This is a genomic window from Blautia schinkii (assembly GCF_013304825.1).
Lineage (GTDB): Bacteria > Bacillota > Clostridia > Lachnospirales > Lachnospiraceae > Blautia_A > Blautia_A schinkii_B.
On sequence record NZ_JAAWUO010000003.1, the window covers coordinates 1 to 24,496 of the forward strand.

General features: G+C 44.0%; 24 protein-coding genes and 1 riboswitch. Of the genes, 22 read left to right on the forward strand and 2 right to left on the reverse strand.

The window, feature by feature from the left end:
• Window positions 1–256: 256 nt before the first annotated feature.
• A riboswitch (TPP riboswitch) is annotated at window positions 257–358 on the forward strand.
• From HFM85_RS02795 to pgeF, 8 genes are all read left to right on the forward strand, one after another.
• A complete protein-coding gene (locus HFM85_RS02795; protein WP_173737132.1) occupies window positions 355–1,050 on the forward strand; it encodes an energy-coupled thiamine transporter ThiT in 696 nt (231 codons plus the stop codon). (Overlaps the previous riboswitch by 4 nt.)
• 317 nt (window positions 1,051–1,367) lie before the next feature.
• Window positions 1,368–2,243, forward strand: a complete 876-nt coding sequence (locus HFM85_RS02800; RefSeq protein WP_173737131.1) for a methionyl aminopeptidase — start codon at window positions 1,368–1,370, stop codon at window positions 2,241–2,243.
• Window positions 2,244–2,381: 138 nt separating this feature from the next.
• Window positions 2,382–2,729, forward strand: coding sequence for a 50S ribosomal protein L19 (gene rplS, locus HFM85_RS02805; RefSeq protein ID WP_119240546.1), 348 nt, complete (start codon window positions 2,382–2,384; stop codon window positions 2,727–2,729).
• 108 nt (window positions 2,730–2,837) lie between these two features.
• The gene (lepB, locus tag HFM85_RS02810) at window positions 2,838–3,446 is read left to right on the forward strand and encodes a signal peptidase I (protein WP_173737130.1); all 609 of its coding nucleotides are present in this window, start codon (window positions 2,838–2,840) and stop codon (window positions 3,444–3,446) included.
• Between the two features lie 12 nt (window positions 3,447–3,458).
• The gene (gene ylqF / locus HFM85_RS02815; protein WP_173737129.1) at window positions 3,459–4,316 is read left to right on the forward strand and encodes a ribosome biogenesis GTPase YlqF; all 858 of its coding nucleotides are present in this window, start codon (window positions 3,459–3,461) and stop codon (window positions 4,314–4,316) included.
• Window positions 4,316–5,071 carry a ribonuclease HII gene (locus tag HFM85_RS02820; protein WP_173737128.1) on the forward strand — a complete coding sequence of 252 codons (756 nt, stop codon included), beginning with the start codon at window positions 4,316–4,318 and terminating at the stop codon, window positions 5,069–5,071. Before ylqF ends, HFM85_RS02820 begins: the two co-directional genes overlap by 1 nt.
• A gap of 50 nt (window positions 5,072–5,121) precedes the next feature.
• Window positions 5,122–5,484 (forward strand): YraN family protein, encoded by a 363-nt coding sequence (locus HFM85_RS02825; protein WP_173737148.1) that lies wholly within the window; start codon window positions 5,122–5,124, stop codon window positions 5,482–5,484.
• A gap of 67 nt (window positions 5,485–5,551) precedes the next feature.
• Complete coding sequence (gene pgeF / locus HFM85_RS02830; RefSeq protein WP_173737127.1) at window positions 5,552–6,397, forward strand: peptidoglycan editing factor PgeF; 846 nt, start codon at window positions 5,552–5,554, stop codon at window positions 6,395–6,397.
• Here pgeF and HFM85_RS02835 read toward each other — a convergent pair.
• Entirely contained in the window at window positions 6,384–7,556 is a 1,173-nt protein-coding gene (locus tag HFM85_RS02835) for a ribose-phosphate pyrophosphokinase (RefSeq protein ID WP_119240550.1), read from the reverse strand. The genes pgeF and HFM85_RS02835 overlap by 14 nt on opposite strands.
• 209 nt (window positions 7,557–7,765) lie before the next feature.
• Between HFM85_RS02835 and HFM85_RS02840 the strand changes: the two genes are divergently transcribed.
• Genes HFM85_RS02840 through HFM85_RS02855 form a run of 4 tightly spaced genes read left to right on the forward strand, consistent with a single transcriptional unit; the run spans window position 7,766 to window position 12,112 of the window.
• Window positions 7,766–9,151 carry a DUF512 domain-containing protein gene (locus HFM85_RS02840; protein WP_119240551.1) on the forward strand — a complete coding sequence of 462 codons (1,386 nt, stop codon included), beginning with the start codon at window positions 7,766–7,768 and terminating at the stop codon, window positions 9,149–9,151.
• Entirely contained in the window at window positions 9,114–10,439 is a 1,326-nt protein-coding gene (gene der, locus HFM85_RS02845) for a ribosome biogenesis GTPase Der (protein ID WP_173737126.1), read from the forward strand. The genes HFM85_RS02840 and der overlap by 38 nt, the downstream gene beginning before the upstream one ends.
• A gap of 3 nt (window positions 10,440–10,442) precedes the next feature.
• Window positions 10,443–11,096 (forward strand): glycerol-3-phosphate 1-O-acyltransferase PlsY, encoded by a 654-nt coding sequence (gene plsY, locus HFM85_RS02850; RefSeq protein WP_173737125.1) that lies wholly within the window; start codon window positions 10,443–10,445, stop codon window positions 11,094–11,096.
• 5 nt (window positions 11,097–11,101) lie between these two features.
• On the forward strand, window positions 11,102–12,112 hold the full coding sequence (locus HFM85_RS02855) for an NAD(P)H-dependent glycerol-3-phosphate dehydrogenase (RefSeq protein WP_173737124.1): 1,011 nt from the start codon (window positions 11,102–11,104) through the stop codon (window positions 12,110–12,112).
• Window positions 12,113–12,299: 187 nt separating this feature from the next.
• Here HFM85_RS02855 and HFM85_RS02860 read toward each other — a convergent pair whose 3' ends face one another.
• Window positions 12,300–13,127, reverse strand: a complete 828-nt coding sequence (locus HFM85_RS02860) for an aldo/keto reductase (RefSeq protein ID WP_202020360.1) — start codon at window positions 13,125–13,127, stop codon at window positions 12,300–12,302.
• Between the two features lie 348 nt (window positions 13,128–13,475).
• On the opposite strand from HFM85_RS02860, the gene HFM85_RS02865 reads away from it, so the two are divergent.
• The 10 genes from HFM85_RS02865 (at window position 13,476) to acsE (ending at window position 24,370) form a co-directional block, all read left to right on the forward strand.
• A complete protein-coding gene (locus tag HFM85_RS02865) occupies window positions 13,476–13,868 on the forward strand; it encodes a cobalt transporter (protein ID WP_119240553.1) in 393 nt (130 codons plus the stop codon).
• 63 nt (window positions 13,869–13,931) lie between these two features.
• The gene (locus tag HFM85_RS02870; RefSeq protein ID WP_119240554.1) at window positions 13,932–14,114 is read left to right on the forward strand and encodes a CooT family nickel-binding protein; all 183 of its coding nucleotides are present in this window, start codon (window positions 13,932–13,934) and stop codon (window positions 14,112–14,114) included.
• A gap of 87 nt (window positions 14,115–14,201) precedes the next feature.
• Window positions 14,202–15,134: a methylenetetrahydrofolate reductase gene (locus HFM85_RS02875; protein ID WP_173737123.1), complete on the forward strand. Its 933-nt coding sequence runs from the start codon at window positions 14,202–14,204 to the stop codon at window positions 15,132–15,134.
• 112 nt (window positions 15,135–15,246) lie between these two features.
• Window positions 15,247–16,017 carry an ATP-binding protein gene (locus HFM85_RS02880; RefSeq protein ID WP_173737122.1) on the forward strand — a complete coding sequence of 257 codons (771 nt, stop codon included), beginning with the start codon at window positions 15,247–15,249 and terminating at the stop codon, window positions 16,015–16,017.
• A 117-nt stretch (window positions 16,018–16,134) separates the two neighbouring features.
• Window positions 16,135–18,027: an anaerobic carbon-monoxide dehydrogenase catalytic subunit gene (gene cooS, locus HFM85_RS02885; protein ID WP_119240556.1), complete on the forward strand. Its 1,893-nt coding sequence runs from the start codon at window positions 16,135–16,137 to the stop codon at window positions 18,025–18,027.
• A gap of 44 nt (window positions 18,028–18,071) precedes the next feature.
• On the forward strand, window positions 18,072–18,845 hold the full coding sequence (locus tag HFM85_RS02890) for an ATP-binding protein (protein WP_173737121.1): 774 nt from the start codon (window positions 18,072–18,074) through the stop codon (window positions 18,843–18,845).
• Window positions 18,846–18,862: 17 nt separating this feature from the next.
• Entirely contained in the window at window positions 18,863–20,992 is a 2,130-nt protein-coding gene (acsB, locus tag HFM85_RS02895; RefSeq protein WP_119240558.1) for an acetyl-CoA decarbonylase/synthase complex subunit alpha/beta, read from the forward strand.
• Window positions 20,993–21,164: 172 nt separating this feature from the next.
• The gene (acsD, locus tag HFM85_RS02900; protein WP_015525297.1) at window positions 21,165–22,106 is read left to right on the forward strand and encodes an acetyl-CoA decarbonylase/synthase complex subunit delta; all 942 of its coding nucleotides are present in this window, start codon (window positions 21,165–21,167) and stop codon (window positions 22,104–22,106) included.
• A gap of 21 nt (window positions 22,107–22,127) precedes the next feature.
• Window positions 22,128–23,474: an acetyl-CoA decarbonylase/synthase complex subunit gamma gene (acsC, locus tag HFM85_RS02905; protein WP_119240559.1), complete on the forward strand. Its 1,347-nt coding sequence runs from the start codon at window positions 22,128–22,130 to the stop codon at window positions 23,472–23,474.
• Window positions 23,475–23,584: 110 nt separating this feature from the next.
• A complete protein-coding gene (gene acsE / locus HFM85_RS02910; protein WP_173737120.1) occupies window positions 23,585–24,370 on the forward strand; it encodes a carbon monoxide dehydrogenase/acetyl-CoA synthase methytransferase subunit in 786 nt (261 codons plus the stop codon).
• Window positions 24,371–24,496: the final 126 nt, after the last annotated feature.

Genomic DNA, 24,496 nt, shown 5'->3' on the forward strand with positions numbered 1-24,496 from the left:
GAAGTGTGGTAACACATGGAGCTGACTGTTACTAATCGGGTGAGGGCTTGACCAAGAAACGCAGGTTAAAATTGATTCAAAATACGATTAACAATCATCACCAAAACCATGTATGTAGTTTTCAAGCTACAAGGAAAGAGTAAAACAGGTAAGTAAACCATTTAAAATTGGTTCATTTACCTGTTTTTATTACTCATTTTTTCTCAAAAACCTCATGATCATACATATTTACACCCACTTCCCCATGTGCTACAATAGGTAAGACCAAGGGAGCCGGACAGGCTGAGAGGAAGCACAAGCTTCGACCTTTGAACTTGATTTGGGTAATCCCAACGTAAGGAGGAGAGAAAGAATATGTTTGATTTTCTTGTGACTGCCGACGGCGGTCTCACAACGGCAGGTTACACTGCATCTATCGTAGCAGTTCTGGTACTTGTAGTTCTTATAGCTGCATTACTTCAGAAGAAAACATCCACTTTAAAACTTACCACACAGCAGCTTGTTACCTGCGCGGCAGCACTTGCCCTGGCATATGTAACATCTTATATTAAGCTGTTTAAACTGCCATTTGGCGGATCTGTAACTTTGTTCAGCATGCTGTTTATTGTTCTGATCGGTTACTGGTACGGTGTTAAGGTTGGAATTCTTACAGGCCTTGTATATGGAATTTTCCAGTTCCTGCAGGAGCCATATGTGCTTTCATTTTTTCAGGTATGCTGTGATTACATCTTTGCATTCGGAGCAATGGGACTTTCCGGATTATTTACGAAATCCAAAAAATATGGCCTTCTGAAAGCCTATATTACAGCCATACTGGCAAGAGGTGCATTCCACGCGCTAGGTGGATATCTCTACTGGATGGATTATATGCCGGATAATTTCCCGAAATCCCTGACTGCATTGTATCCGATCATCTATAACTACAGTTATATTCTTCTGGAAGGTATATTGACCATTGTGGTGATTTCTGTCCCGGCAGTATCCAGTGCACTTGGAAGAATGCGGGCAATGGCAACTGGCGGAAATCGTCAGCCGGCAGCGCAGAAATGATATAATCAAACAACAAAAAAGATCGCAGGCTCATCTTTAAAAGATACATTGTATAATCAGAAAAGATGAATCCGCGATTTTTTTATTTCCCGGTTTTTACACAAATAATGCTTTTTGACAGTAGCGGCAGAGGCAGCTTCCGTTGTTCCGATGACTGGGATTGCCAAAAACACAAAGAATACTTTTATCTTAAAGCAAGTTGTGCTATGATAAATCAGGCAGAGAAAACATTCGATTTGCGGCAGATATCATATATCTGACAATATAAAAAACAAAAGAAAAAGCAGCGATACAACTGCGAAAAGGAGAAGAAAAAGATGGCTAAAAAGATTGAAAGAAATGATCCGTGCTGGTGTGGAAGCGGAAAGAAATATAAAAAATGCCATGAAGCATTTGATGAAAAGATGGAGCTCATGAAAAAGAAGGGATATGCGGTTCTTGACCATGATCTGATTAAGACACCTGCACAGATTGAGAAGATCAAAGAGAGCTGCAAGATTAATATTGCAGTTCTTGATTATGTTGCAGAGCATATCGGACCAGGCGTAACCACACAGCAGATCGATGACTGGGTACATGAGGAAACGGTACGCCATGGAGGAATTCCGGCACCACTTAATTATGAAGGTTTTCCAAAGAGTGTGTGTACTTCTATCAATGAAGTGGTATGCCACGGAATACCGGATGAGGAGATCGTTCTGAAAGAAGGAGATATTGTCAATGTAGATGTTTCCACGATTTATCAGGGATATTTTTCTGATTCCTCCCGTATGTTCTGCATTGGCAAAGTAAGCCCTGAGAAGGAGAAGCTTGTCCGTGTAACAAAAGAATGCGTAGAGCTTGGCCTTGAGCAGGTAAAACCATGGACTCCGATCGGAAATATGGGAAGTGCAGTGCACAAACATGCAGTTGAAAATGGCTACACTGTAGTCAGGGAAATAGGTGGCCACGGAGTAGGCCTTGAATTCCACGAAGATCCGTGGGTAAGCTATACATCAAAAGAAGATACCGGCGTACTTATGGTTCCGGGAATGATCTTCACAATCGAGCCGATGGTTAATATGGGATCCGATGAGATCTATACAGACGAGATCGATGACTGGACTGTACGTACGGAAGATGGCCTTCCGTCAGCACAGTGGGAGATCATGGTACTTGTCACAGAGACAGGACATGAGGTACTCTGCTGGTAAAACCCCTCGAAAATCCAGGAAAAAAGTTCTTGCATTGAGAACTTTTCTAGTGTATAATCACTTATGTTGTGAAAAAAGATGGTCCTCTGTTACCATATGGGTATTAAGAACATCCAGTATAATTAAGGAGAGAAAGACATGAACGAAATTATTAAGAACATTGAGTCCGCTCAGCTGAAAGCTGAAGTACCGCAGTTCCGCGTAGGAGACACAGTAAGAGTACACGCACTTATCAAAGAGGGAACACGTGAGCGTGTTCAGATCTTCGAGGGTACAGTACTTAAGAGACAGGGAGGAAGCACAAGAGAGACTTTCACAGTTAGAAAGAGCTCCAACGGTGTTGGTGTTGAAAAGACATGGCCGCTTCATTCCCCACACGTAGTTAAGGTTGAGGTTATCCGTCGTGGTAAAGTACGTCGTGCTAAACTGAACTACCTGAGAGATCGTGTAGGTAAAGCAGCTAAGGTTAAAGAGCTTGTAAAATAATTTCATATGTAAAGAGTTGGGGACAATAACATTTGCTATTGTCCCTCTTTTTACATCAGCAGGCATAAAATCATATCCGATATTTTTATGCTGTACAGGGGACTGAATATGAGATTAAAAGAAAAAATAAAAATTGACAGTCTGAAGGAAAACATAACTGTGTCTGAAGCAAGAGAGAAACTTCGCGATGACAGGACACGAGGGATTGTCAAATGGATATTTGAGATTGCTGTAACCATCGTTTTTGCGATTTTGGTGGCAATTTCCGGATTTCAGAGTGTGACGCTGCAGGAGAGTGCCATGGAACCCACTTATTCCGTAGGGGAGAAATTTTTTGTAAACAGGGCTATTTATAAATTTGGTTCTCCGAAGCGCGGTGATGTGATCGTGTTTAAGACAAGTGCCAGCGATGATGCAGCACTCCACATTCGAAGAGTGATCGGACTTCCGGGGGAGACTGTCCTTATCAAAGATGGCCAGGTGTACATCAACGGAAAAGTGTATGATGAGGACGGAGCTTATGCGGATATCACCAATGCAGGGCTTGCAGAAAGCTCTATCACACTGGAGAGCGGGGAATATTTTGTTCTGGGAGATAACCGGAACAACAGTGAGGACAGCCGCTTCAGTGATATTGGAAACATAAGCAAGAAATATATTGTAGGAAAACTGTGGTTTACAGTTTCTCCGAAGAGTAAAATTGGTTTTATAAAATAAATGAGGTGAATTATGAACGTACAGTGGTATCCTGGACATATGACCAAAGCGAAACGTCAGATGCAGGAAGATATCAAGCTGATCGATTTGATCATTGAGCTTGTAGATGCAAGGGTTCCTCTTTCCAGCCGTAATCCGGACATTGACGAACTTGGAAAAAACAAGGCGCGGATGATCCTTCTTAACAAGGCTGATCTTGCTGATGAGAAGCAGAGTCGCGCATGGATGGAATATTTTAAGGAAAAGGGATTTTATGCAGTCAGCATAGACTCCAGGAATAAAGGTTCCATGAAAGCTGTTTCTGCAGCTATTACAGAGGCCTGCAAAGAGAAAACCGAGCGTGACAGAAGACGTGGGATCAAGAACCGTCCGGTACGCGCCATGGTAGCTGGAATCCCAAATGTAGGTAAATCAACATTTATCAATACATTTGCAGGAAAAGCCTGTGCAAAGACTGGAAACAAGCCGGGTGTTACAAAAGGAAAACAGTGGATCCGTCTGAACAAGAGCGTGGAGCTTTTGGATACACCAGGTATCCTTTGGCCGAAATTTGAGGATCAGGAAGTTGGTATGCGTCTTGCGTATATCGGTTCCATCAAGGACGATATCCTGAATATTGAGGAGCTTGCACTTGGACTAATCGGATATCTGCAGGAGTTTTATCCGTCATCTCTTTCAGAGCGATATGGTCTGGAAGGAGAACAGAAGCCTTTGGATATTCTCACAGCTGTAGCGAAAGCAAGAGGATGTCTTAAGAAAGGTGAAGAACTTGATTATGAAAAAGCTTCCCGTCTTTTACTGGAAGAGTTCCGGTCCGGAAAACTTGGCAGGGTAACGCTGGAGTTTTCTGGAAAGCTGGAGGAAGCATAATGGAAACAATGAAAGATATCAAGGCGCGTTTTGCGTCGGCGAAGGAGGGCGAATATAACGCCCTTTTTCAGCATTATGAAAATGATGAGAGAAGCGGCGTACAGAAGCTGATCCAGCAATACCGCAAAAAGCTTGATGCCTTGGAAAAAGAGCGCGGGCGCATAGAAATCATGAAGGAATATGAACATAAATATGAGCATTTGGGTTATCTCTGTGGCATTGATGAGGTAGGAAGAGGTCCTCTTGCAGGACCTGTGGTAGCCTGTGCAGTGATTTTGCCGAAGGACTGTGATATTCTCTGGCTTAACGATTCCAAGAAGCTTACTGCGAAAAAGAGAGAAGAGCTTTACGATGTGATTCTGGATGAGGCAGTTTCTGTTGGAATCGGAATGGCAAGTCCGGAAAGGATTGATGAGATCAACATCCTTCAGGCAACTTATGAGGCTATGCGCCAGGCTGTAAGCAAACTTTCTGTGCAGCCGCAGCTTCTTTTAAACGATGCTGTCACCATACCAGAAATTACCATTCTGCAGGTTCCGATCATTAAGGGCGATGCGAAAAGCGTGTCAATAGCAGCGGCAAGCATTGTGGCAAAAGTGACCAGGGACCGGATGATGGAAGAGTATGATAAGGTTATTCCTGAATATGGTTTTGCATCTAACAAAGGATATGGTTCAGCGGCGCATATTGAGGCATTGAAGAAATATGGCCCAAGTCCGATACACAGAAGAACTTTTATTACACATTTTGTATAAAAACAGAATTACAGAAGATACCCACATTAAAATAGAAAGGAATTTTTTTTCTGGCAGAAAACAGAAGAGCGAAAGGTGCTTATTATGAGGAAATAGCGGCGGAATTTCTGAAAAGGAAAGGCTTGCGGATCATGGAGAGAAATTTTCGCTGCAGGAACGGTGAGATCGATCTGATTGCTCGGGATGGAAGATATCTTGTATTTATAGAAGTGAAATACCGGAAGAACCGGAGAAGCGGAAGTTCTTTTGCAGCAGTGGGGAAACAAAAACAGCGGACTATCCTCAAAGTCGCGCTGTTTTATCTTATCAGGAATGGATTTCAGGATGACATTCCCTGCCGTTTTGATGTGGTAGGGATTGACGGAGAAGAGATCCGGTGGATCAAAAACGCGTTTGAATACAGGCAAAGGTAATAATACAGATTCGTAAGGAATGGGCGCTGATATGCTCATCTTGCAAATGAAAGGGTTGGTATACAGAATGGAGATTAAATGGTATAAGAACAGACAGCTGATGAACGTAAATCAGAGAGAAGGAGTTACCTGGCTTACATATCCGGCTTTTGAGTCACTTCCAGGAGTGGTGCATGGTTTCAGCACACGTCTTGGCGGCGTCAGCAAAGGTATTTATGAATCTATGAATTTGAGTTTTACAAGAGGCGATGACGAAGAAGCAGTAAGGGAAAATTATCGCAGGCTTTCCGGCGCGATGGGATTTTCCATGGAGGATATCGTAACGTCGGATCAGACACATACAACTAATGTACGTGTAGTAACAGAAGAAGACAGAGGGAATGGTATTACGAAACCAAGACCATATACAGATGTGGATGGAATGATCACCAATACACCGGGTCTGGTACTGGCAACTTTTTATGCAGACTGTGTGCCGCTGTTCTTCTCAGATCCGGAGAATAAGGCTGTTGGACTTTCCCATTCAGGATGGAGAGGAACTGTTGGAAAAATTGGTAAAGTAACTGTGGAAAAAATGGCAGAAGAATTTGGAACAGACCCGTCACAGCTTTATGCAGCTATCGGTCCGTCTATCTGTCAGGAGTGTTATGAAGTCAGTGAAGATGTGATCGAACAGTTTAAAGAAGCTTTTGATGAAAAATACTGGGATGTCCTTTTTTACGGGAAGCCAGATGGCAAATATCAGCTCAATCTGTGGGAGGCCAACCGCAGGATCCTTCTGGATGCAGGTATAAAAGAAGAGCGGATATCCATGCCAGGTATCTGTACCTGCTGTAATCCGCTCTTTCTATATTCGCACAGGGCTTCTCACGGGAAGCGTGGAAACCTGGGAGCATTTATTACTTTTCGTTGACTTTCTTCATGAGATCCATGATCTTCTCGTTACTGGAACGAACTTTCTCAACAGATACATCATGGTTGATGATGTCCATGATGCTTGCAAGATATTTGCTCATATTAGCTTCGATGTAATATGGACGGTCAAGAAGATCAGGAACACGATAGTTAAGGTTGGTTGTGATAACTCTGTCAAGCCAGCCTTTTTCGTAGTATTCGTCGAATTTGGAAACGCCGTCTGTGAACAGACCGTAAGTGGTGCAGACAAATACACGTCCTGCCTTACGCTCTTTCAGCTGACGGGCAACATCCAGCATACTCTCTCCGGAAGAGATCATATCGTCGATGATGATAACATCCTTGCCTTCTACAGAGTCGCCAAGGAATTCATGAGCTACGATAGGATTCTTTCCGTTGACTACAGTGGAGTAATCGCGGCGTTTATAGAACATACCCATATCAACTCCAAGAATATTGGAAAAATATACAGCACGTGACATGGCGCCTTCATCCGGGCTGATGATCATAAGATGGTCATTGTCAACTTTGAAATCCGGAACATTCTTAACCAGTGCCTTCAGGAACTGATAAGTCGGGAAAAAGTTGTCAAAGCCTTTTAACGGAATGGAATTCTGTACACGTGGGTCATGGGCATCGAAAGTAATGATGTTGGAAACGCCCATTGCACTTAACTCACGAAGTGCAAGTGCACAGTCAAGAGACTCTCTCTTGGTACGTCTGTGCTGACGTCCTTCATAAAGGAATGGCATGATAACGTTGATACGGTGTGCTTTACCGGTGGCGGCAGAAATGATTCTCTTCAGATCCTGATAGTGATCGTCCGGAGACATGTGGTTCTCATGGCCGCATACGCTGTAAGTAAGACTGTAGTTAGTTACGTCTACCATAATAAAAAGATCTGTTCCGCGGACGGATTCCTTGATGTAACCTTTACCTTCACCGGTTCCGAAACGAGGACACTCGCAGTCTACAAGGAAAGATTTCTCTGCATAGCCCTGAGGGATGATTGCGGACTTTTTGGCTGCTACAAGTTCTTTACGGAATTTAACCAGCTTTTTGTCAACCTCCTCGGCCAGTTCGCGGCATCCGGCAAGTGCGGCGATGCGGATCGGGGCAACAGGCATAGACTTCTCCAGCAATTCTATGTTTGGCATAATATTCCTCCTAAGTGTATGTCATAAAAAAATTCTCAGTCTATTTATAACATCAGATACACATGTCAGTCAAGGTGTTTTCTCAAAGTGTTGCTTTTTGGCTGCAAAGTTGTTATTATAATAGGTGCTATCCTCAGGTGATATTCCGCGTGCTGTTGGCTACATTGCGAACAGTAGCATTATATACGGGATAGAAAAGGGAGATAATGATGAAATTAAGAAAGCATATGATTTCCAGGGTGCTGCCCGACAGTATTGCCGAGGAGCTGGGGCTGGAACCGGGAGACAGACTGATATCTGTCAACGGACAGCCTGTGGAGGATGTCTTTGATTACCGGTATCTTATGAATGAAGAGCTTGTCGTACTTCTGGTGGAGAAGCCTGACGGTGAGGAATGGGAGCTGGAAGTAGAGAAGGAATATGAGGAAGACCTTGGAATAGAATTTGAGAACGGGGGACTGATGGATGATTACCGCTCCTGTTCAAATAAGTGCATATTTTGCTTTATTGATCAGATGCCGCCTGATATGCGGGAGACGCTGTATTTTAAAGATGACGATTCCAGGCTTTCTTTTCTGCAGGGAAATTATGTGACACTTACCAATATGAGTGAGAGGGATATCGAACGTGTGATCCGGTATCATCTGGAGCCGATCAATATTTCGTTCCAGACCATGAATCCGGAACTCAGGTGCAAAATGCTGCATAACCGTTTTGCGGGAAAGGCTTTGGAGAAGGTAGATACCCTGTATAATGCAGGAATCACCATGAATGGCCAGATCGTACTGTGTAAGGGAGTAAATGACGGAGATGAGCTGGATCACAGCCTTGAGAAGCTTTCTGCTTATGCGCCGATCCTTCAAAGTGTTTCGGTTGTGCCAGTAGGACTTACGAAATACAGGAAAGGCTTGTATCCGCTGGAGCCTTTTAACAAAGAAGATGCAGAGGAGGTTTTGGAGCAGATCCACCGCTGGCAGAAGATCATGATGGAGAAGCACGGGATACACTTTATCCATGCTTCTGATGAATGGTATATCCTGGCAGGCAGAGAACTTCCAGAGGAAGAAGAGTATGACGGCTATCTTCAGCTGGAGAATGGTGTGGGAATGTTGAGACTTCTGGAAACAGAGGTGAAAGAAACCCTGGAGGATCTGAAAGGAGATGGCCGTAAGGCGACAGGAACTGTTGCTACAGGTAAACTTGCAGCTCCGTTTATCAGCCATTATATAAAAGAAATACAGAAGAAATTTCCCGATGTACAGATTCAGGTCAGAACAATTGAGAATCGCTTTTTCGGTGAGAAGATCACAGTATCCGGCCTGATCACAGGACAGGATCTTAAAGAACAGCTTTCCGGGATCGAACTCGGAGAGAAACTTCTCATTCCATGCAGTATGCTGAAAGGTGATGAGGAGATATTTTTGGATGATATGACGCTGGAAGAACTTTCTGATGCACTTGAAACAGAAATTGTAATTGTAGACACAGGAGGAAAGGATCTGGTAGAGGCTGTGATCAATCCTCCGGAACATAAAAAAACAAGAAGGAGACAGATTTATGAGCAAACCAGTAGTAGCGATAGTGGGAAGGCCTAATGTAGGTAAATCCACTTTATTTAACGCTCTGGCAGGTGATAATATTTCCATAGTAAAGGATACACCAGGAGTAACACGTGACAGAATCTATGCAGATGTCACATGGCTTGACAGAACATTTACCCTGATCGATACAGGCGGTATCGAGCCGGACAGCAGTGATATCATCCTTTCCAGGATGAGGGAGCAGGCACAGATCGCCATTGATACAGCAGATGTGATCATTTTTATCACAGATGTGCGTCAGGGGCTTGTGGATTCCGATGCCAAAGTAGCAGATATGCTCCGCCGCAGCGGAAAGCCGGTACGCCTTGTGGTTAATAAGGTAGACAGCCATCAGAAATATATGATGGATGTCTATGAGTTCTATAATCTTGGAATCGGTGAGCCGATTCCGGTTTCAGCAGCTAACAGACAGGGACTTGGAGATATGCTGGATGAAGTGATCAGAGAATTCCCGGATAAGAGTGAGGAAGAAGATCAGGATGATATTCCGAAGATCGCCATTGTAGGTAAGCCTAATGTGGGTAAATCCTCCCTCATTAATAAACTTCTTGGTGAGGAGCGGGTGATTGTATCCAATATCGCAGGAACCACACGTGATGCCATTGATACCAAGGTTACATGGAACCATAAGGATTATGTATTTATCGATACAGCAGGACTTCGCCGTAAAGGCAAAGTAAAAGAAGAGATTGAGCGTTACAGCGTTATCCGTACAGTAACTGCAGTGGAGCGTGCAGATGTGGTAGTTGTTGTGATCGATGCTTCTGAGGGAGTTACAGAGCAGGATGCCAAGATCGCAGGTATCGCGCATGACAGGGGTAAGGGTATCATTGTAGCGGTAAATAAATGGGATGCCATTGAGAAGAACGACAAGACTATCTACAAGCATACAGAGAAGATCCGTCAGATCCTTTCCTTTATGCCATATGCCCAGATTATTTTTATCTCTGCAAAAACAGGCCAGAGACTTCCGAAACTTTTTGAAAATATTGATATGGTCATTGAGAATCAGACACTTCGTGTTCAGACAGGTGTTCTCAACGAGATCCTTTCCGAGGCTGTAGCTTTGCAGCAGCCGCCGTCTGACAGAGGACGAAGACTGAAGATCTTCTATATGACTCAGGTTGCAGTAAAACCGCCGACATTTGTTATCTTTGTAAATGACAAGGAACTTATGCATTTCTCCTATGTAAGATATCTGGAGAACAAGATCAGGGATGCTTTCGGATTTGCAGGAACTTCTCTGAAATTCATCATCCGCGAGCGCGGGGAAAAGGAATAAGCTATGGAACGTATTATTTGTCTTGTTATTGGTTATGTGTGCGGACTTTTTCAGACAGGCTATATTATAGGAAAGGTTCACAAGACAGATATCAGAGAACACGGCAGCGGAAACGCAGGAACTACCAATGCGTTTCGTACTTTCGGAAAAAAAGCGGGAGCACTTACCCTGTTGGGAGACTGTCTGAAATGTGTGCTGGCGATCATGATTGTAAGAATTATTTATGGCGATTCCATGAGCAGCATCCTTCCGCTTCTGACATTGTATGCGGCGCTGGGATGTATCCTCGGACACAATTTCCCGATTTCCATGGATTTCCGCGGCGGCAAGGGAATCGCAGCTTCAGTTGGTATGATCATTGCCTTTGACTGGCGGATCTTTCTTGTGTGTGCAGTGATCTTTTTTGCACTGTTTTTTACAACGCATTATGTATCTTTGTGTTCACTCAGCGCATATGCGGCAGCATTTATTCTGGTTCTTGTTTTTGGACAGATGGGAAAATACGGGATGGATCAGCCACATACGATCGAGTTGTATGCTGTAATGGCGGTTCTTACAGGAATGGCTTTTTACAGACATCGTGCAAATATCGGCAGGCTTATTCACGGAACGGAGAACAAGGTGTTCCTGAGCGGTAAGAATAAAAATAAGAGGTAAGATTTATGGCAAAAATCAGCGTACTTGGTTCAGGAAGCTGGGGGATGGCTCTGGCTCTCCTTCTGCATAATAACGGCCATGAAGTACTTCTCTGGTCAGCAAGGCCGGAAGATGCCCGGAAACTCCGGGAAAAAAGAGAAAATTCCAGCAGGCTTCCAGGTGTGGTGCTCCCTGATGCAATCGAGATCCTGACAGACCTGGAACGTGCACTGCGGGACGCAGATGCAGCAGTGCTGGCTGTAGCTTCTCCATATATCCGAAGCACAGCACACAAAATGGCACCTTTTGTCCGGGAGGGACAGAAAATCGTCAATGTTGCAAAGGGTATCGAAGAAAAAACACTGAAAACACTTAGTGAAGTGATCGAAGAAGAAATCCCGCAGGGAGATGTGACAGTACTTTCCGGGCCCAGCCATGCTGAGGAAGTCGGAAAGGGTATTCCTACCACCTGTGTAGTTAGTGCACATACGAGAGAAACTGCGGAGTATCTTCAGGGTATTTTCATGAGTCCGGTATTCCGTGTGTATACAACACCGGATATTCTTGGAGTTGAACTTGGCGGAGCACTTAAGAATGTGATTGCCCTGGCAGCGGGTACTGCAGACGGACTTGGGTATGGTGACAACACAAAAGCGGCACTGATCACCAGAGGAATCACAGAGATTGCAAGACTTGGAAAGAAAATGGGAGCACAGATGGAAACATTCTACGGTCTTTCAGGAATCGGAGATCTGATCGTTACCTGTGCGAGTGTACACAGCCGCAACCGAAAAGCAGGCTATCTCATTGGACAGGGAAAGACAATGGAACAGGCCATGGACGAAGTTCAGATGGTTGTGGAAGGCGTTTACTCTGCAAGAGCTGCAAGAGAGCTTTCTGAGAAATATGAGGTAGAAATGCCGATTATTACAGAAGTGAATAAAGTGCTTTTTGAAAAGAAACCGGCAGCAGAAGCAGTTATGGATCTGATGCTGCGGGATAAAAAAGTAGAAACACCAATGCTTCCGTGGGAATAAAGATCTGAAATCCGGAAGCGTTTGGACTATAACTTTAGAAGTATATTAAAAAGGATATCTGTATGGATCGAATATATACTGTCCCGGATGAAAAAGTCAGATTTTAAAATCTGATTTCGGGAGCGTATATGGCAGACCAGCCGGATATCCTTTTTTATATTTAATGTCTTATATTATATCATGTTTGTCAAAACTGAATGTCTCGGAGATCTTCCGGGACATGAGATACATGCAGATTCTCATTCAGTGTATCAATGATAGCCATATCTTCCTCTTCAATATTAAAATCAAAAATATCACTATTGCTCCGGATACGTTCCGGATTTATAGATTTCGGAATTACGGAGATTCCCTTCTGGACAGCCCAGCGAAGTCCGATCTGCGCAGGAGTTCTTGCATATTTCGTTCCAAGGACACACATCACATCATTGTCAAAATAAGCACCTCTTGCCAGGGGAGAGTAAGCCTGTACCTGGATACCAAAAGCCCTGCAGTATTCAATCAGTTCAGAAGGAAAGCACAGAGGATGGCATTCGATCTGATTAACAGCAGGAATGATACCGGAAACTTTACGTAGCTCTTCCAGATGGCGGATGTCGAAATTGCTGACACCAATGCTTAAGGCACGGCCGGATTCCAGGATATTTTCAAGTTCCTTCCAGGTGCTTAAGTAGCAACCGGGAACAGGCCAGTGGATCAGATAGAGATCAACATAGCTGAGTTTGAGACGATCAAGACTTCGTGAAAAAGCTCCCTGGACATCTCCCAGCCGCTGGGCAGTGTTCCAGATTTTGCTGGTGATAAAAAGATCTTTGCGGGGGACACCGCATTTCGCAATGGCACGTCCTACACTTTCTTCGTTCTTATACACAGAAGCAGTGTCGATCATGCGGTAGCCTGAGGAGATCGCAGAGGTAACGGCAGCTTCAGCCTGTACGTCATCGGGCAACTTATATACACCAAGCCCCAGAAGGGGCATTTCTCTGTCGTTGTTCAGAAAAACAGTTTCTTTCAAAATAATTCCTCCTATTGTTTGTTCTGTTTCCCAAGTTTTTGCTATTATAGCACAAAAATATGAAAGAATCACATCAAATATATTACAAAAGTGATAAAGCTTGAATGCAGAAGCAGAGCGTCAGAAGACAATAGCTGCTGGTTTGGAAAAACTAACTTCGTTAAAATAGAAACAATCGGGTTAATTAGCTGTCAAAGTTTTTGAAAAAACAAGAAATAAGGGACTGAAAATTGGCTATTTTTTATAATAAATTCCTTGATAATGAAAGGAAAAAGATGTATAATGAATTTAATTGATAAATTCTTGTCATGAAGGTGTCCGTCATACGGATACAGGAAAGGGGTATTTATGCATTTAATCAAAGATGAGAATGGCAATCTTGTACAGCATGGCCATGCTGACAGCCACGAACATACACATGAGCATACTCATGAAGATGGTATGACTCACAGCCATACACACAGTCATGCGGAAGGAGAGGGACATTGCCATACACACGGTGATGGACATTGCGGATCCTGCGAGTCCGGCGACTGCAAGAATGAGACAGTAGCACTTCTTACCTATATGCTGCAGCATAATGAGCATCATGCAGCAGAGCTTGACCAGATGGCTGATAACCTTAAGAAGCTTAATATGGATGCAGCTGCCAGGACGATCAAGGAGGCAGTATCTGACTTTCAGAAAGGTAATATGAGACTGGGTCTTGCCCTTACACTTGTTAAGGAAGAGCTGAAATAAATTTGACAGAGTGATTTTGACAGCATAGCGGAAGACAGAAACCGCTAATTGGAGGAATTGAATATGTGTCTTGCAACTGTATATAAAGATGAAGATAATTCGGTGATTTTTAAAAATGTGAGCCGGATCGATGTAGATGGAAATAAGCTGATTCTTCGTGACATCATGGGAGATGAGCGCGTGGTAGAAGGCAGTATCCTTATGGTGGATCTTGCAAATAGTATCGTTAAACTACAGTGTGACTGATTTTTGCACCGGATGACTGAAATGTGAACTGAGAAAATGATAAAGATCATTTCTATAATAAAAAGTTAAGACGTGGAGGAACGATCAATGAAATTATCAGATGCAATGAGAGAAAAAATGTTGCTTTCCTTTGAGCTTTTTCCACCAAAAACAGAAAAAGGCATGACAAATCTGCCGGGAACCATCGAACATCTCATGAAGTACAAGCCAGAGTATATTTCCTGCACATACGGTGCAGGCGGAGGAAATGTCGGAGCTAACAGAGAAGTATGCCAGATGATCAGGAATGCAGGAACAATTCCTGTAACACACTTCACAGTAATCAAGAATACAAAAGAAGGAATTAAAAAACAGCTTCAGCAGTATCTGGCTGAAGGCGTTGACCATATGCTTGCGCTTCGCGGTGATATTCCGCTTGGCGAGACAACAACATGCGGCGATTTTAATTATGCGACAGACCTTGTTAGATTTGTGCGTGATGAGTTCGGCGATAAGTTTGAGATCGCAGTAGCCGGTTCACCGGAAGGACACATCGCATGCCGCAGTCTGGATGCAGATATCGCTGTTTTAAGACAGAAACAGGATAACGGAGCTGACTACATTATGACTCAGCTCTGCTGGGATATGGAGCAGTTTAAATATTGGCTGGATGCGATTCGTGAGGCTGGTGTTACAATGCCTGTGGATGTTGGAGTTATGCCGATCCTTGATCAGGCTGCCACCATCAATATGGCTCTTTCACGTAACGGTTGTGTAATGGACAGTGAGCTTTGCAGACTCATTTCCAGAAACTGGCTGTTCCCGAATCCGTTCAACGCAAAAGATGCTGACGGAAAACCGTTTGATATGTTCTATGAGGACAAGCTTAAACGTTTTAAAGAAGAAGGAATTGAATATACTATCAGACAGATTGATGAATATCGTGCACTTGGTGTTGACGGAATCCATCTTTATGCATTAAACAAGTGGAAGGATGTATCCGAGATCATTGACAGATCCGGACTTCGGACACTTATCTAATTATCAACAGAATAAATAAGAATTCCGGCACGATGCGGAGGTGCCAGAACAGTATCAGGCACCTCCCTTATGCGCCGGCATAACAGATATAAAATCAGGAGGTGCCCGTTTTATGGCACATGTTATTGCAGTCGCAGGAAAAGGCGGCGTTGGAAAAACTACATTATGCGGAATGCTGATCCAGTATCTCTGCGAAAAGAAAAAAGGACCTGTACTGGCGGTAGATGCAGATGCCAATTCAAATCTGAACGAGGTTCTTGGCGTAGAAGTAGACACAACTCTTGGCGATGTACGTGAGGAGATCGCACATGCTGAGATGACAGAGAAAAGCCCGATTCCAAAAGGAATGTCCAAGGCAGATTATGCAGAGGTACGTTTCGAGGATGCTCTTGCTGAGGAAGATGATTACGATCTTCTTGTGATGGGAAGAACACAGGGAAAAGGATGCTATTGCTTTGTAAACGGTCTGCTTCAGGCACAGCTTGCCAAATACCAGAAGAATTATCCATATATTGTTGTGGATAATGAAGCAGGAATGGAACATATCAGCAGAGGAATCCTTCCAAGTATGGAAACGGCAATCCTTGTAAGTGATTGTTCCAGAAGAGGAGTACAGGCTGTAGGCAGAATCGCGGAACTTATCAAGGAATGTGAGATGAAGCCTTCACGAGTAGGACTTATTATCAATCGCGCACCAAAAGCAGAACTGAATCCGGGAATCCTTGAGGAGATCCAGAAACAGGGACTCGATCTGATCGGTGTAGTACCACAGGATGAAGCAGTTTATGAGTATGACTGCGATGGGAAACCAACAGTCACTCTTCCTGAGGATAATCCGATGAGAAAAGCAGCTTTTGAAATTTTTGATAAATTAGGTTTATAATTAAATATAAACCTTTTTTTAAAAAAGAGAATAACCCATGGGTGGGGATGGGTTCCTGCCCGGGGCTTATTATAAAAAAGAAAAAATAAATAGATGTGCTATTAAAGGAGGTCTATAATGAGTGAATTCAAATTAACTACAGTGGAGGAATTTGAAGCCGCTACAGCCCGTCTTCTTGAGACAGGTGCAAAGGTAGGAGCAGATGCATGGCAGATCCGTGCAAAGAACCAGACTCCGCACTGTAAATTCGGTGAGCAGGGTATCTGCTGTCGTATCTGTGCAATGGGACCGTGCCGTATTACACCGAAGGCTCCAAGAGGAGTCTGCGGATGTGATGCTCATGGTATCGTAGGAAGAAACTTCCTTAAATTTACAGCTGGTGGTGCAGCTACTCACTCTGATCATGGTCGTGAGATCTGTCATACACTGTACTGCGCAAAAGAGGGCGGAAATTATCAGGTAAAAGATCCTGAGAAACTTCTTCGCATTGCTAAAGAGTGGGGCGTAGAAACAGAAGGCAAGGATATCTATGATCTGGCTCATGAGATGGCAGAGATCGGTCTTATGGAATATGGTAAACCGTTCGGATATCAGAGATTCCTTGACAGAATGCCAGCAGGACAGAAAGAAAAACTGATTGAGAACGAAATCGCACCACGTGCTATTGACCGTGAGGTTGCAAGTTCTCTGCATATGTCTCATATGGGATGTTCTTCTCTTCCGGAAGCACTTGTAAAACAGTCTCTTCGTTGCGGCATGGCTGATGGATGGGGCGGTTCCATGATGGGAACAGAGTTCTCTGATGTATTATTCGGAACCCCGAAGCCGCTTGACACAGAGGCTAACCTTGGAGTAATGGTTGAAGAGAACGTAAACATTGTTGTGCACGGACATGATCCGAGTCTTTCTGAGATGATCTGTGAGTATGCAGACAGCAAAGAAATGATCGATTATGCAAAATCCGTAGGAGCAAAAGGAATTACAGTTTCCGGTGTATGCTGTACTTCTAATGAGGTAGCTATGCGTCGTGGTGTTCCGATGGCTGGTAACTTCCTGCAGCAGGAGAACGTAGTGCTGACAGGTGCCTGCGAGGCGATCGTAGTTGATGTTCAGTGTATCTTCCCTGCATTAGGACCTCTGAGCAAATGCTTCCATACTAAATTTGTTACAACTTCTCCGATCGCTCAGATGCCGGATTCTGAATTTATCAGATTCAACGCTGAGACAGCAGGAGAAAATGCAAAAGCAATCGTTAAGATGGCTATCGATAACTTCAAGAACAGAAAACCTGAGCTTGTACATATCCCACAGCTGAAACAGAAAGCTACTGTTGGTTACTCAGTAGAAGCGATCGTTAAAGTTCTTGATGGTGTTACAAACTCTCAGGTTGACGTAACAGGAACAACCAAACCATTACTTGAGTGCATCACTTCCGGTGTTATCCGTGGTGCTGTTGCTATGGTTGGATGTAACAATCCTAAGATCCGTCCTGACTATGCACATATCGAACTGATGAAGAAGTGTATCGCAAATGATATCATTATCATCGCTTCCGGATGTTCCGCACAGGCAGCTGCTAAAGCTGGTCTGATGGACAAATCCGCAAGAGATCTCTGCGGTGCAGGTCTGAAACGTGTCTGTGAGCTGGCTGATATCCCACCAGTACTTCATATGGGATCCTGCGTAGATATCTCCCGTATGATGATCCTGGCTGCTGAACTTGCAAAAGATTCAGGACTTCAGATCAATCAGCTTCCTGTAGTAGGATGTGCTCCTGAGTGGATGTCTGAAAAAGCTGTATCCATCGGTAACTACGTAGTTGGTACCGGTATTGATACATTCCTTGGTGTTGATCCATATGTTTCCGGTTCTTCAGAAATGTGTGAACTTCTTACAGAGGGAACAAGAAAATGGACAGGTGCTGCTTACACAGTAGAGACAGACATCGAGAAATTAGTTGATCTTATGATCGAGAGAATTGAAGAGAAGAGAACAGCATTAGGAATCTAATCCGTTGCAATCTTTAAAATGTTATAAAAGGTGGAAGACGTAAAATGAAAATAGCAGTAACCGGTAAAGGTGGAGTAGGAAAGACCACTTTCGCAGCAACACTTGCAAGATTATACGCAGATGAGGGAAAGAAAGTCCTTGCAGCAGACGTGGATCCGGATGCAAACTTGGGTCTTGCCCTTGGATTTGATGAGGAAACATTGGACTCTATTGTTCCGATCTCAAAAATGCGTAAGCTTATAGAAGAACGTACCGGAGCCAACAGCCAGAATCAGTTTTATAAACTGAACCCAAAGGTAGACGATATTCCGGATACTTATGGAAAAACCTGTAATGGCGTAAAGCTGCTTGTCCTTGGGACTGTGGAAACAGGTGGAGGCGGATGCGTCTGTCCTGAACATGTGATGCTTAAAAGAGTGATCAATAACCTTGTGATCCACAGAGGTGATGTGGTGATCATGGATATGGAAGCCGGCCTGGAACATCTGGGCCGGGGCACCACGGAGAGCATGGATGAATTTATTGTAGTGATCGAACCAGGGGCAAGAAGTGTTCAGACTTATAAAAATGTCAAACGTCTTGCAAAAGATCTGGGAGTTTCCCAGGTCAAGGTCGTGGCCAATAAGGTAAGAAATCCGGAAGATGAGGAATTTATACGGAATAAGATCCCGGCAGAAGATCTGCTTGGAATGATCCACTACAATACAGAAGTTATAGATGCTGATCGTCAGGGAAAATCTCCCTACGATTTCAGTGAAACTGTAACAGCTGAAATCAGAAAAATCAAAGACAAAATTGATCAGAATTCAATTCTGTAAAAATAGGAGGTATTACAGTGACTTTATTTGATAGAGTATTCGGCGGAAACGATGCTGTATATGGTTTAACAGAGGGTGCTATTGACGGCGCGATCGCTCAGTATGGCGAAGACAAAGCTGTCAGCTTCCCGAATACCGCTTACAGCCTTCCTTGCTACTATGCTGTAACAGGAACAAAAGTTACAACATTAAAAGAATTAAAAGAAGCTCTTGGCGTTGTAAAAACACTTATGACAAGAGAGAAAAGACTGAATGATGCATTTATGTCCGGTGTTGCTACAGCACTCTGCGCAGAGTTCATCGAGGTTCTTAAATATATCGACGGAGCAACTCCTTATGAGGAGCCATGCTATGGCCATCTTGGTGATGCTGTTATCCGTGAGCTCGGTGTACCGCTTGTAACAGGCGATATCCCAGGCGTTGCAGTTATCCTTGGTGCTGCTCCTACTACAGAAGAGGGTGTTGCCCTTGTAAAGAGCTATCAGGCACAGGGTATCCTTGTAACACTGGTTGGAGGAATCATCGACCAGGTTGCTGAAGCCGGAATGAAGACAGGCGCTAACGTACGTGTTATTCCTCTTGGAAAAGATGTTACATCTGTTGTTCATGTAGTTTCCGTTGCGATCCGTGCAGCTCTGATCTTCGGTAATGTAACACCTGGAGATGCAGGAACACTTATGAAATACACAATGGATCGTGTACCGGCATTCGTTAACGCATTCAAACCTCTGGATGATGTGATCGTAGCATGTGGCGCAGGTGCTATTGCACTTGGTTTCCCGGTTATTACAAATGAGACAGAGAATATCTTCCGCGTACCGAAGAGCCTTATCGTTCAGGAGGACGTAAGCAAATTCAACGCTACTTCCCTTGAGGCACGTGACATTAAGATCAAGATCACAAATATCGATATTCCGGTTGCTTTCGCATCTGCATTCGAGGGTGAGATCATCCGTCGTAAAGACATGCAGGTTGAGTTCGATGGTTCCCGTGTAGACTGTGCAGAGCTTGTACATACCTGCGATGCTTCTGAGATCGAGGATCACAAGATCACAGTAATCGGACCTGAAGTAGACGAGATGGAATTCGGCAGCAAGAACAGCATTGCATATGTTGTTAAAGTTGCAGGTAAGAACATGCAGGCTGACTTTGAGCCGGTTATCGAGCGTAAATTCCACAACTACATCAACTGTATCGAGGGTGTATACCATACAGGACAGCGTGATATGCAGCGTATCCGTATCAGCATTGACGCATTTAATGCAGGATTCAGAATCAAACATATCGGTGAAGTTCTTTATGCATCTGTTAAAAATGAGTTCGATGCAGTTGTTGATAAATGTGAGGTTGTTATCTATACAGATCCTGCTGAGTGTACAAGAATCCGTCATGAGGTTGCAATCCCGATCTTTGACAAACGTGATGAGCGTCTTGATACTCTGACAGATGAATCTGTTGATGTATATTACAGCTGTATCCTTTGCCAGGCATTCGCACCAAGCCATGTATGTGTAGTAACACCGGAGAGACTTGGACTTTGCGGTGCGGTTTCATGGCTGGATGCAAAAGCTACTCATCAGCTTGACCCGGCTGGTCCTTGCCAGATCATCACAAAAGAGCGCCCGATCGATGAGAATCTTGGTTCTTATGAGGACGTTGATGAGGCAGTTCAGAAATTCTCCCAGGGTGCTCTGGAACACGTTACACTGTACTCCATCATGCAGGATCCGATGACTTCCTGCGGATGCTTCGAGTGTATCTGCGGTATCGAGCCATTCTCCAACGGTGTTGTTATTGCCAACCGTGAGTATGCAGGCATGACACCACTTGGAATGACATTCCCTGAGATGGCATCCATGACAGGTGGTGGAGTTCAGACACCTGGATTCATGGGACATGGTAAACATTTCATTTCCTCCAAGAAGTTCATGAAGGCTGAGGGCGGTATCGAGCGTATCGTATGGATGCCGAAAGAACTGAAAGAGTTCGTAGCTGACAGACTTAACAAGACTGCAAAAGAGCTTTACGGAATCGACAACTTCACAGATATGATCGGTGATGAGACAATCGCGGAAGATCCAGAGACACTGGTAGCATTCCTTACTGAGAAGGGACATCCGGCACTGGGACTTGATCCGATGATGTAATTAAGTAAGGAGAAAGGATGCAAAAGCGTTCTTTCTCCTGAAAAATGTTAAAAAGTTTGTTGATTTTTTAACGGAAATACGCGGCTACACCTTGCCAATAACTGGTATGGTGTAGTATAATATATAAAGCTCTGTAGTTTTTAATTATTATTTTTAAGGAGGCTAACGAAAAATGCCGTTTAATCAGAAACCACAAAAGTTCAATGCAAAGATTAATGCTGTCACAATCGGAAGCGGAGATAAGACTGTGACAATTGGTGGGGATTGTACATTCCCGTTTTATTCCTTTGACGCAGAGTCAGAGAACTGCCCGAAGATTGGTGTAGAGATCTCTGATATGGGTCTTGAGGGCGTATCTGAAGGTATCAAAGCTTACTATGAAGGCGCTACTACAATGGCTGACATTGCTAAGAAAGCAGCAGCTATGGAGGGTGCTGACTTTGTTGCACTTATTCTTGAGGGCGGCGACCCGAATGGTGTTAACAAATCTATCGATGAGCTGATCGCAGTTGTTAAAGAAGTTGCAGATGCAGTTGACTGTCCACTGGTTGTAGAGGGCTGCAAGAATGTTGAGAAGGATGCAGAGCTCCTTCCGAAGGTTGCAGAGGCTCTTCAGGGCAGAAACGCTCTGATCCTTTCCGAGAAAGAGGAAAACTATAAAGCAATCGGTGCAGCAGCAGGTCTTGCTTACAATCAGATCGTAGGCGCTGAGTCTGCCGTTGATATCAACCTTGCTAAACAGCTTAACGTTGTTACTACACAGCTTGGCGTAGATGCTAAGAAGATCGTCATGAATATCGGTAGTGCAGCAGTTGGTTATGGATATGAGTACGTAGTATCTACTATGGACCGTATCAAAGGTGCCGCTTTAGGCCAGAATGATAACATGCTGCAGATGCCTATTATTACACCTGTATCCGCTGAGACATGGAATGTTAAAGAGGCAATGGCTTCCGAAGCAGACATGCCGGCATGGGGACCACAGGATGAGCGTGGAATCGACATGGAAGTTGAGACAGCAGCTGCTGATCTTGCAGCTGGTTCTGATGCAGTTATCTTAAGACATCCGGAATCTGTTAAGACAATTTCCAAGCTGATCAAAGCACTTGCGTAATAAATAGGAGGATAAAGAGCTATGGCACTGAATGGTATTCAGATCTTTAAATTAACACCAAAGAAAAACTGTAAGGAATGTGGATGCCCTACATGTATGGCTTTCTCTATGAAAGTTGCACAGGGCGCACTGAAAATTGAGCAGTGTCCTCATATGTCCGAGGAAGCACTGGCTTCTCTTTCTGAGGCAACTGCACCGCCAATGAAAACTATCAAGATCGGAACAGGCGATGGAGAGTTTACACTTGGTGGAGAGACTGTTCTTTTCAGACATGAGAAGACATTTGTAAGCAAAACAAGATATGCCGTATCACTTTGCACATGCATGAGTGATGAAGAAGTAGAAGCAAAACTTGCAGAGATCCCACACGTTGATTATGATCGTATCGGTGAGAGAATGCATGTAGAGCTTGTATATGTAAACTGCGATGAGAATGCAGATGCTGCAAAATTCACAGCACTTGTAGAGAAGGCTAAAGGTCTTGGAAGAACACTGATCCTTGGCTGTACAGATCCTGAAATCGCAAAAGCTGCCCTTGAAGTATGTAAGGACGGCAAACCGGTTCTTAACGGAGCAAACGCTTCCAACTACGAGGCAATGAGCAAGGTTGCTACAGATGCAGGTGTAGTTCTCGGTGTATCCGGTAAGGACATCAATGAGTTATATGATACTACAGCAGCTATTGAGAAACTTGGCAACAAGAATCTCGTACTTGATACAACAGGAGCTGACATCAAAGAGACTTTTGCAAATACTGTACAGGTTCGTCGTGCAGCTCTTAAGAATCAGGATAGAACATTTGGTTATCCTTCTATCGTTAACCTTGTTAAACTTGCGAAGGGTGACAAACATTTACAGGCAGCACTTGCTTCCATGTTCACTATGAAATATGGTTCCATCGTTGTTATGGAGCAGATGACATATGCAGAAGCACTTCCGCTGTTCGGTCTTCGTCAGAACGTATTTACAGACCCACAGAAGCCAATGAAGGTAGAACCGGGTATCTATCCTCTGAACGGAGCAGACGAGAATTCTCTCGTTGTAACAACAGTAGACTTCGCTCTTACATATTTCGTAGTGTCCGGCGAGCTGGAGCGTTCCGGTGTTCCGCTTAACCTGGTGATCAATGATGCAGGCGGACTTTCCGTACTGACATCCTGGGCAGCAGGTAAATTCTCCGGAAACAGCATTTCCGAGTACATCAAAGAGAATGTTGAGCCGAAGGTTAAATGTAGAAGACTGGTTATTCCTGGTAAAGTAGCAGTTCTTAAGGGCGATCTTGAGGCTAAGCTTCCTGGATGGGAGATCATCGTAGGACCAAGAGAAGCAGTACAGCTTGTGAAATTCTTAAAAGACCTTGACGCGTAAACTTAAGGTTTAAGAAATCAGCTGTCAGGCAATACCGCCGACAGTTATAAGCGGCTGTGTAGGATTGCTGCACAGCCATATCCTACTAATATGTAAAGGAGAACACGAGTATGGCAAAATTTGTAACAATTGGGGAGAGACTTTCAACAACAGCACCGGCAGTAAATAAAGCATTTACTGAGAGAGATCCTGAGCCGATCATCAAAAGAGCAAAACAGCAGCTTGATGCTGGAGCTACATATCTTGATGTAAACATCGGACCTGCTGAGAACGATGGTGAGGATCTTATGAAATGGGCGGTACAGCTCCTTCAGTCCGAGTTTGACAACGTTCCGCTTGCTCTGGATACAACAAACCAGAAAGCAATTGAGGCCGGTATTTCCGTATACAACAGAAGCAAAGGAAAACCGATCGTAAACTCTGCAGATGCTGGTGACAGAATCACTAACATTGATCTTGCAGCAGCTAATGATGCAATCTGTATCGCACTTTGCTCTTCAGGAATGGTTGCAGCAGACAACGATGAGCGTATGATGCACTGCCAGAACATGCTTGAGAGAGGTCTTGGCCTTGGTATGGAAGCAGAGGATCTCTGGTTCGATCCGCTTTTCCTGGTTGTAAAAGGAATGCAGGACAAACAGATGGAAGTTCTTGAGGCAATCAAGATGTTCTCCGAGATGGGTCTGAACTCCACTGGCGGTCTTTCCAACAACAGTAACGGTATGCCAAAACATATCCGTCCGATCATGGATTCTGCTCTTGTAGCTATGGCTATGATGAATGGTCTTACATCTGCGATCGTTAACCCTAACGACCTTCGTCTTATGGAGACAATCAAATCCTGTGACGTATTCAAGGGTAACACACTTTACGCAGATTCTTACCTTGAGATCTAATTTGGCGTGTGAACAAAACAGGAGCGCTGTTTCAGAGGCTGGGGGCTTCGGCCTTCAGCCTCTTTTTTATTAATATAGTTTAGTCTAACTCCCAACGCCACAGGTGGAAGACGAATAACTTTTACG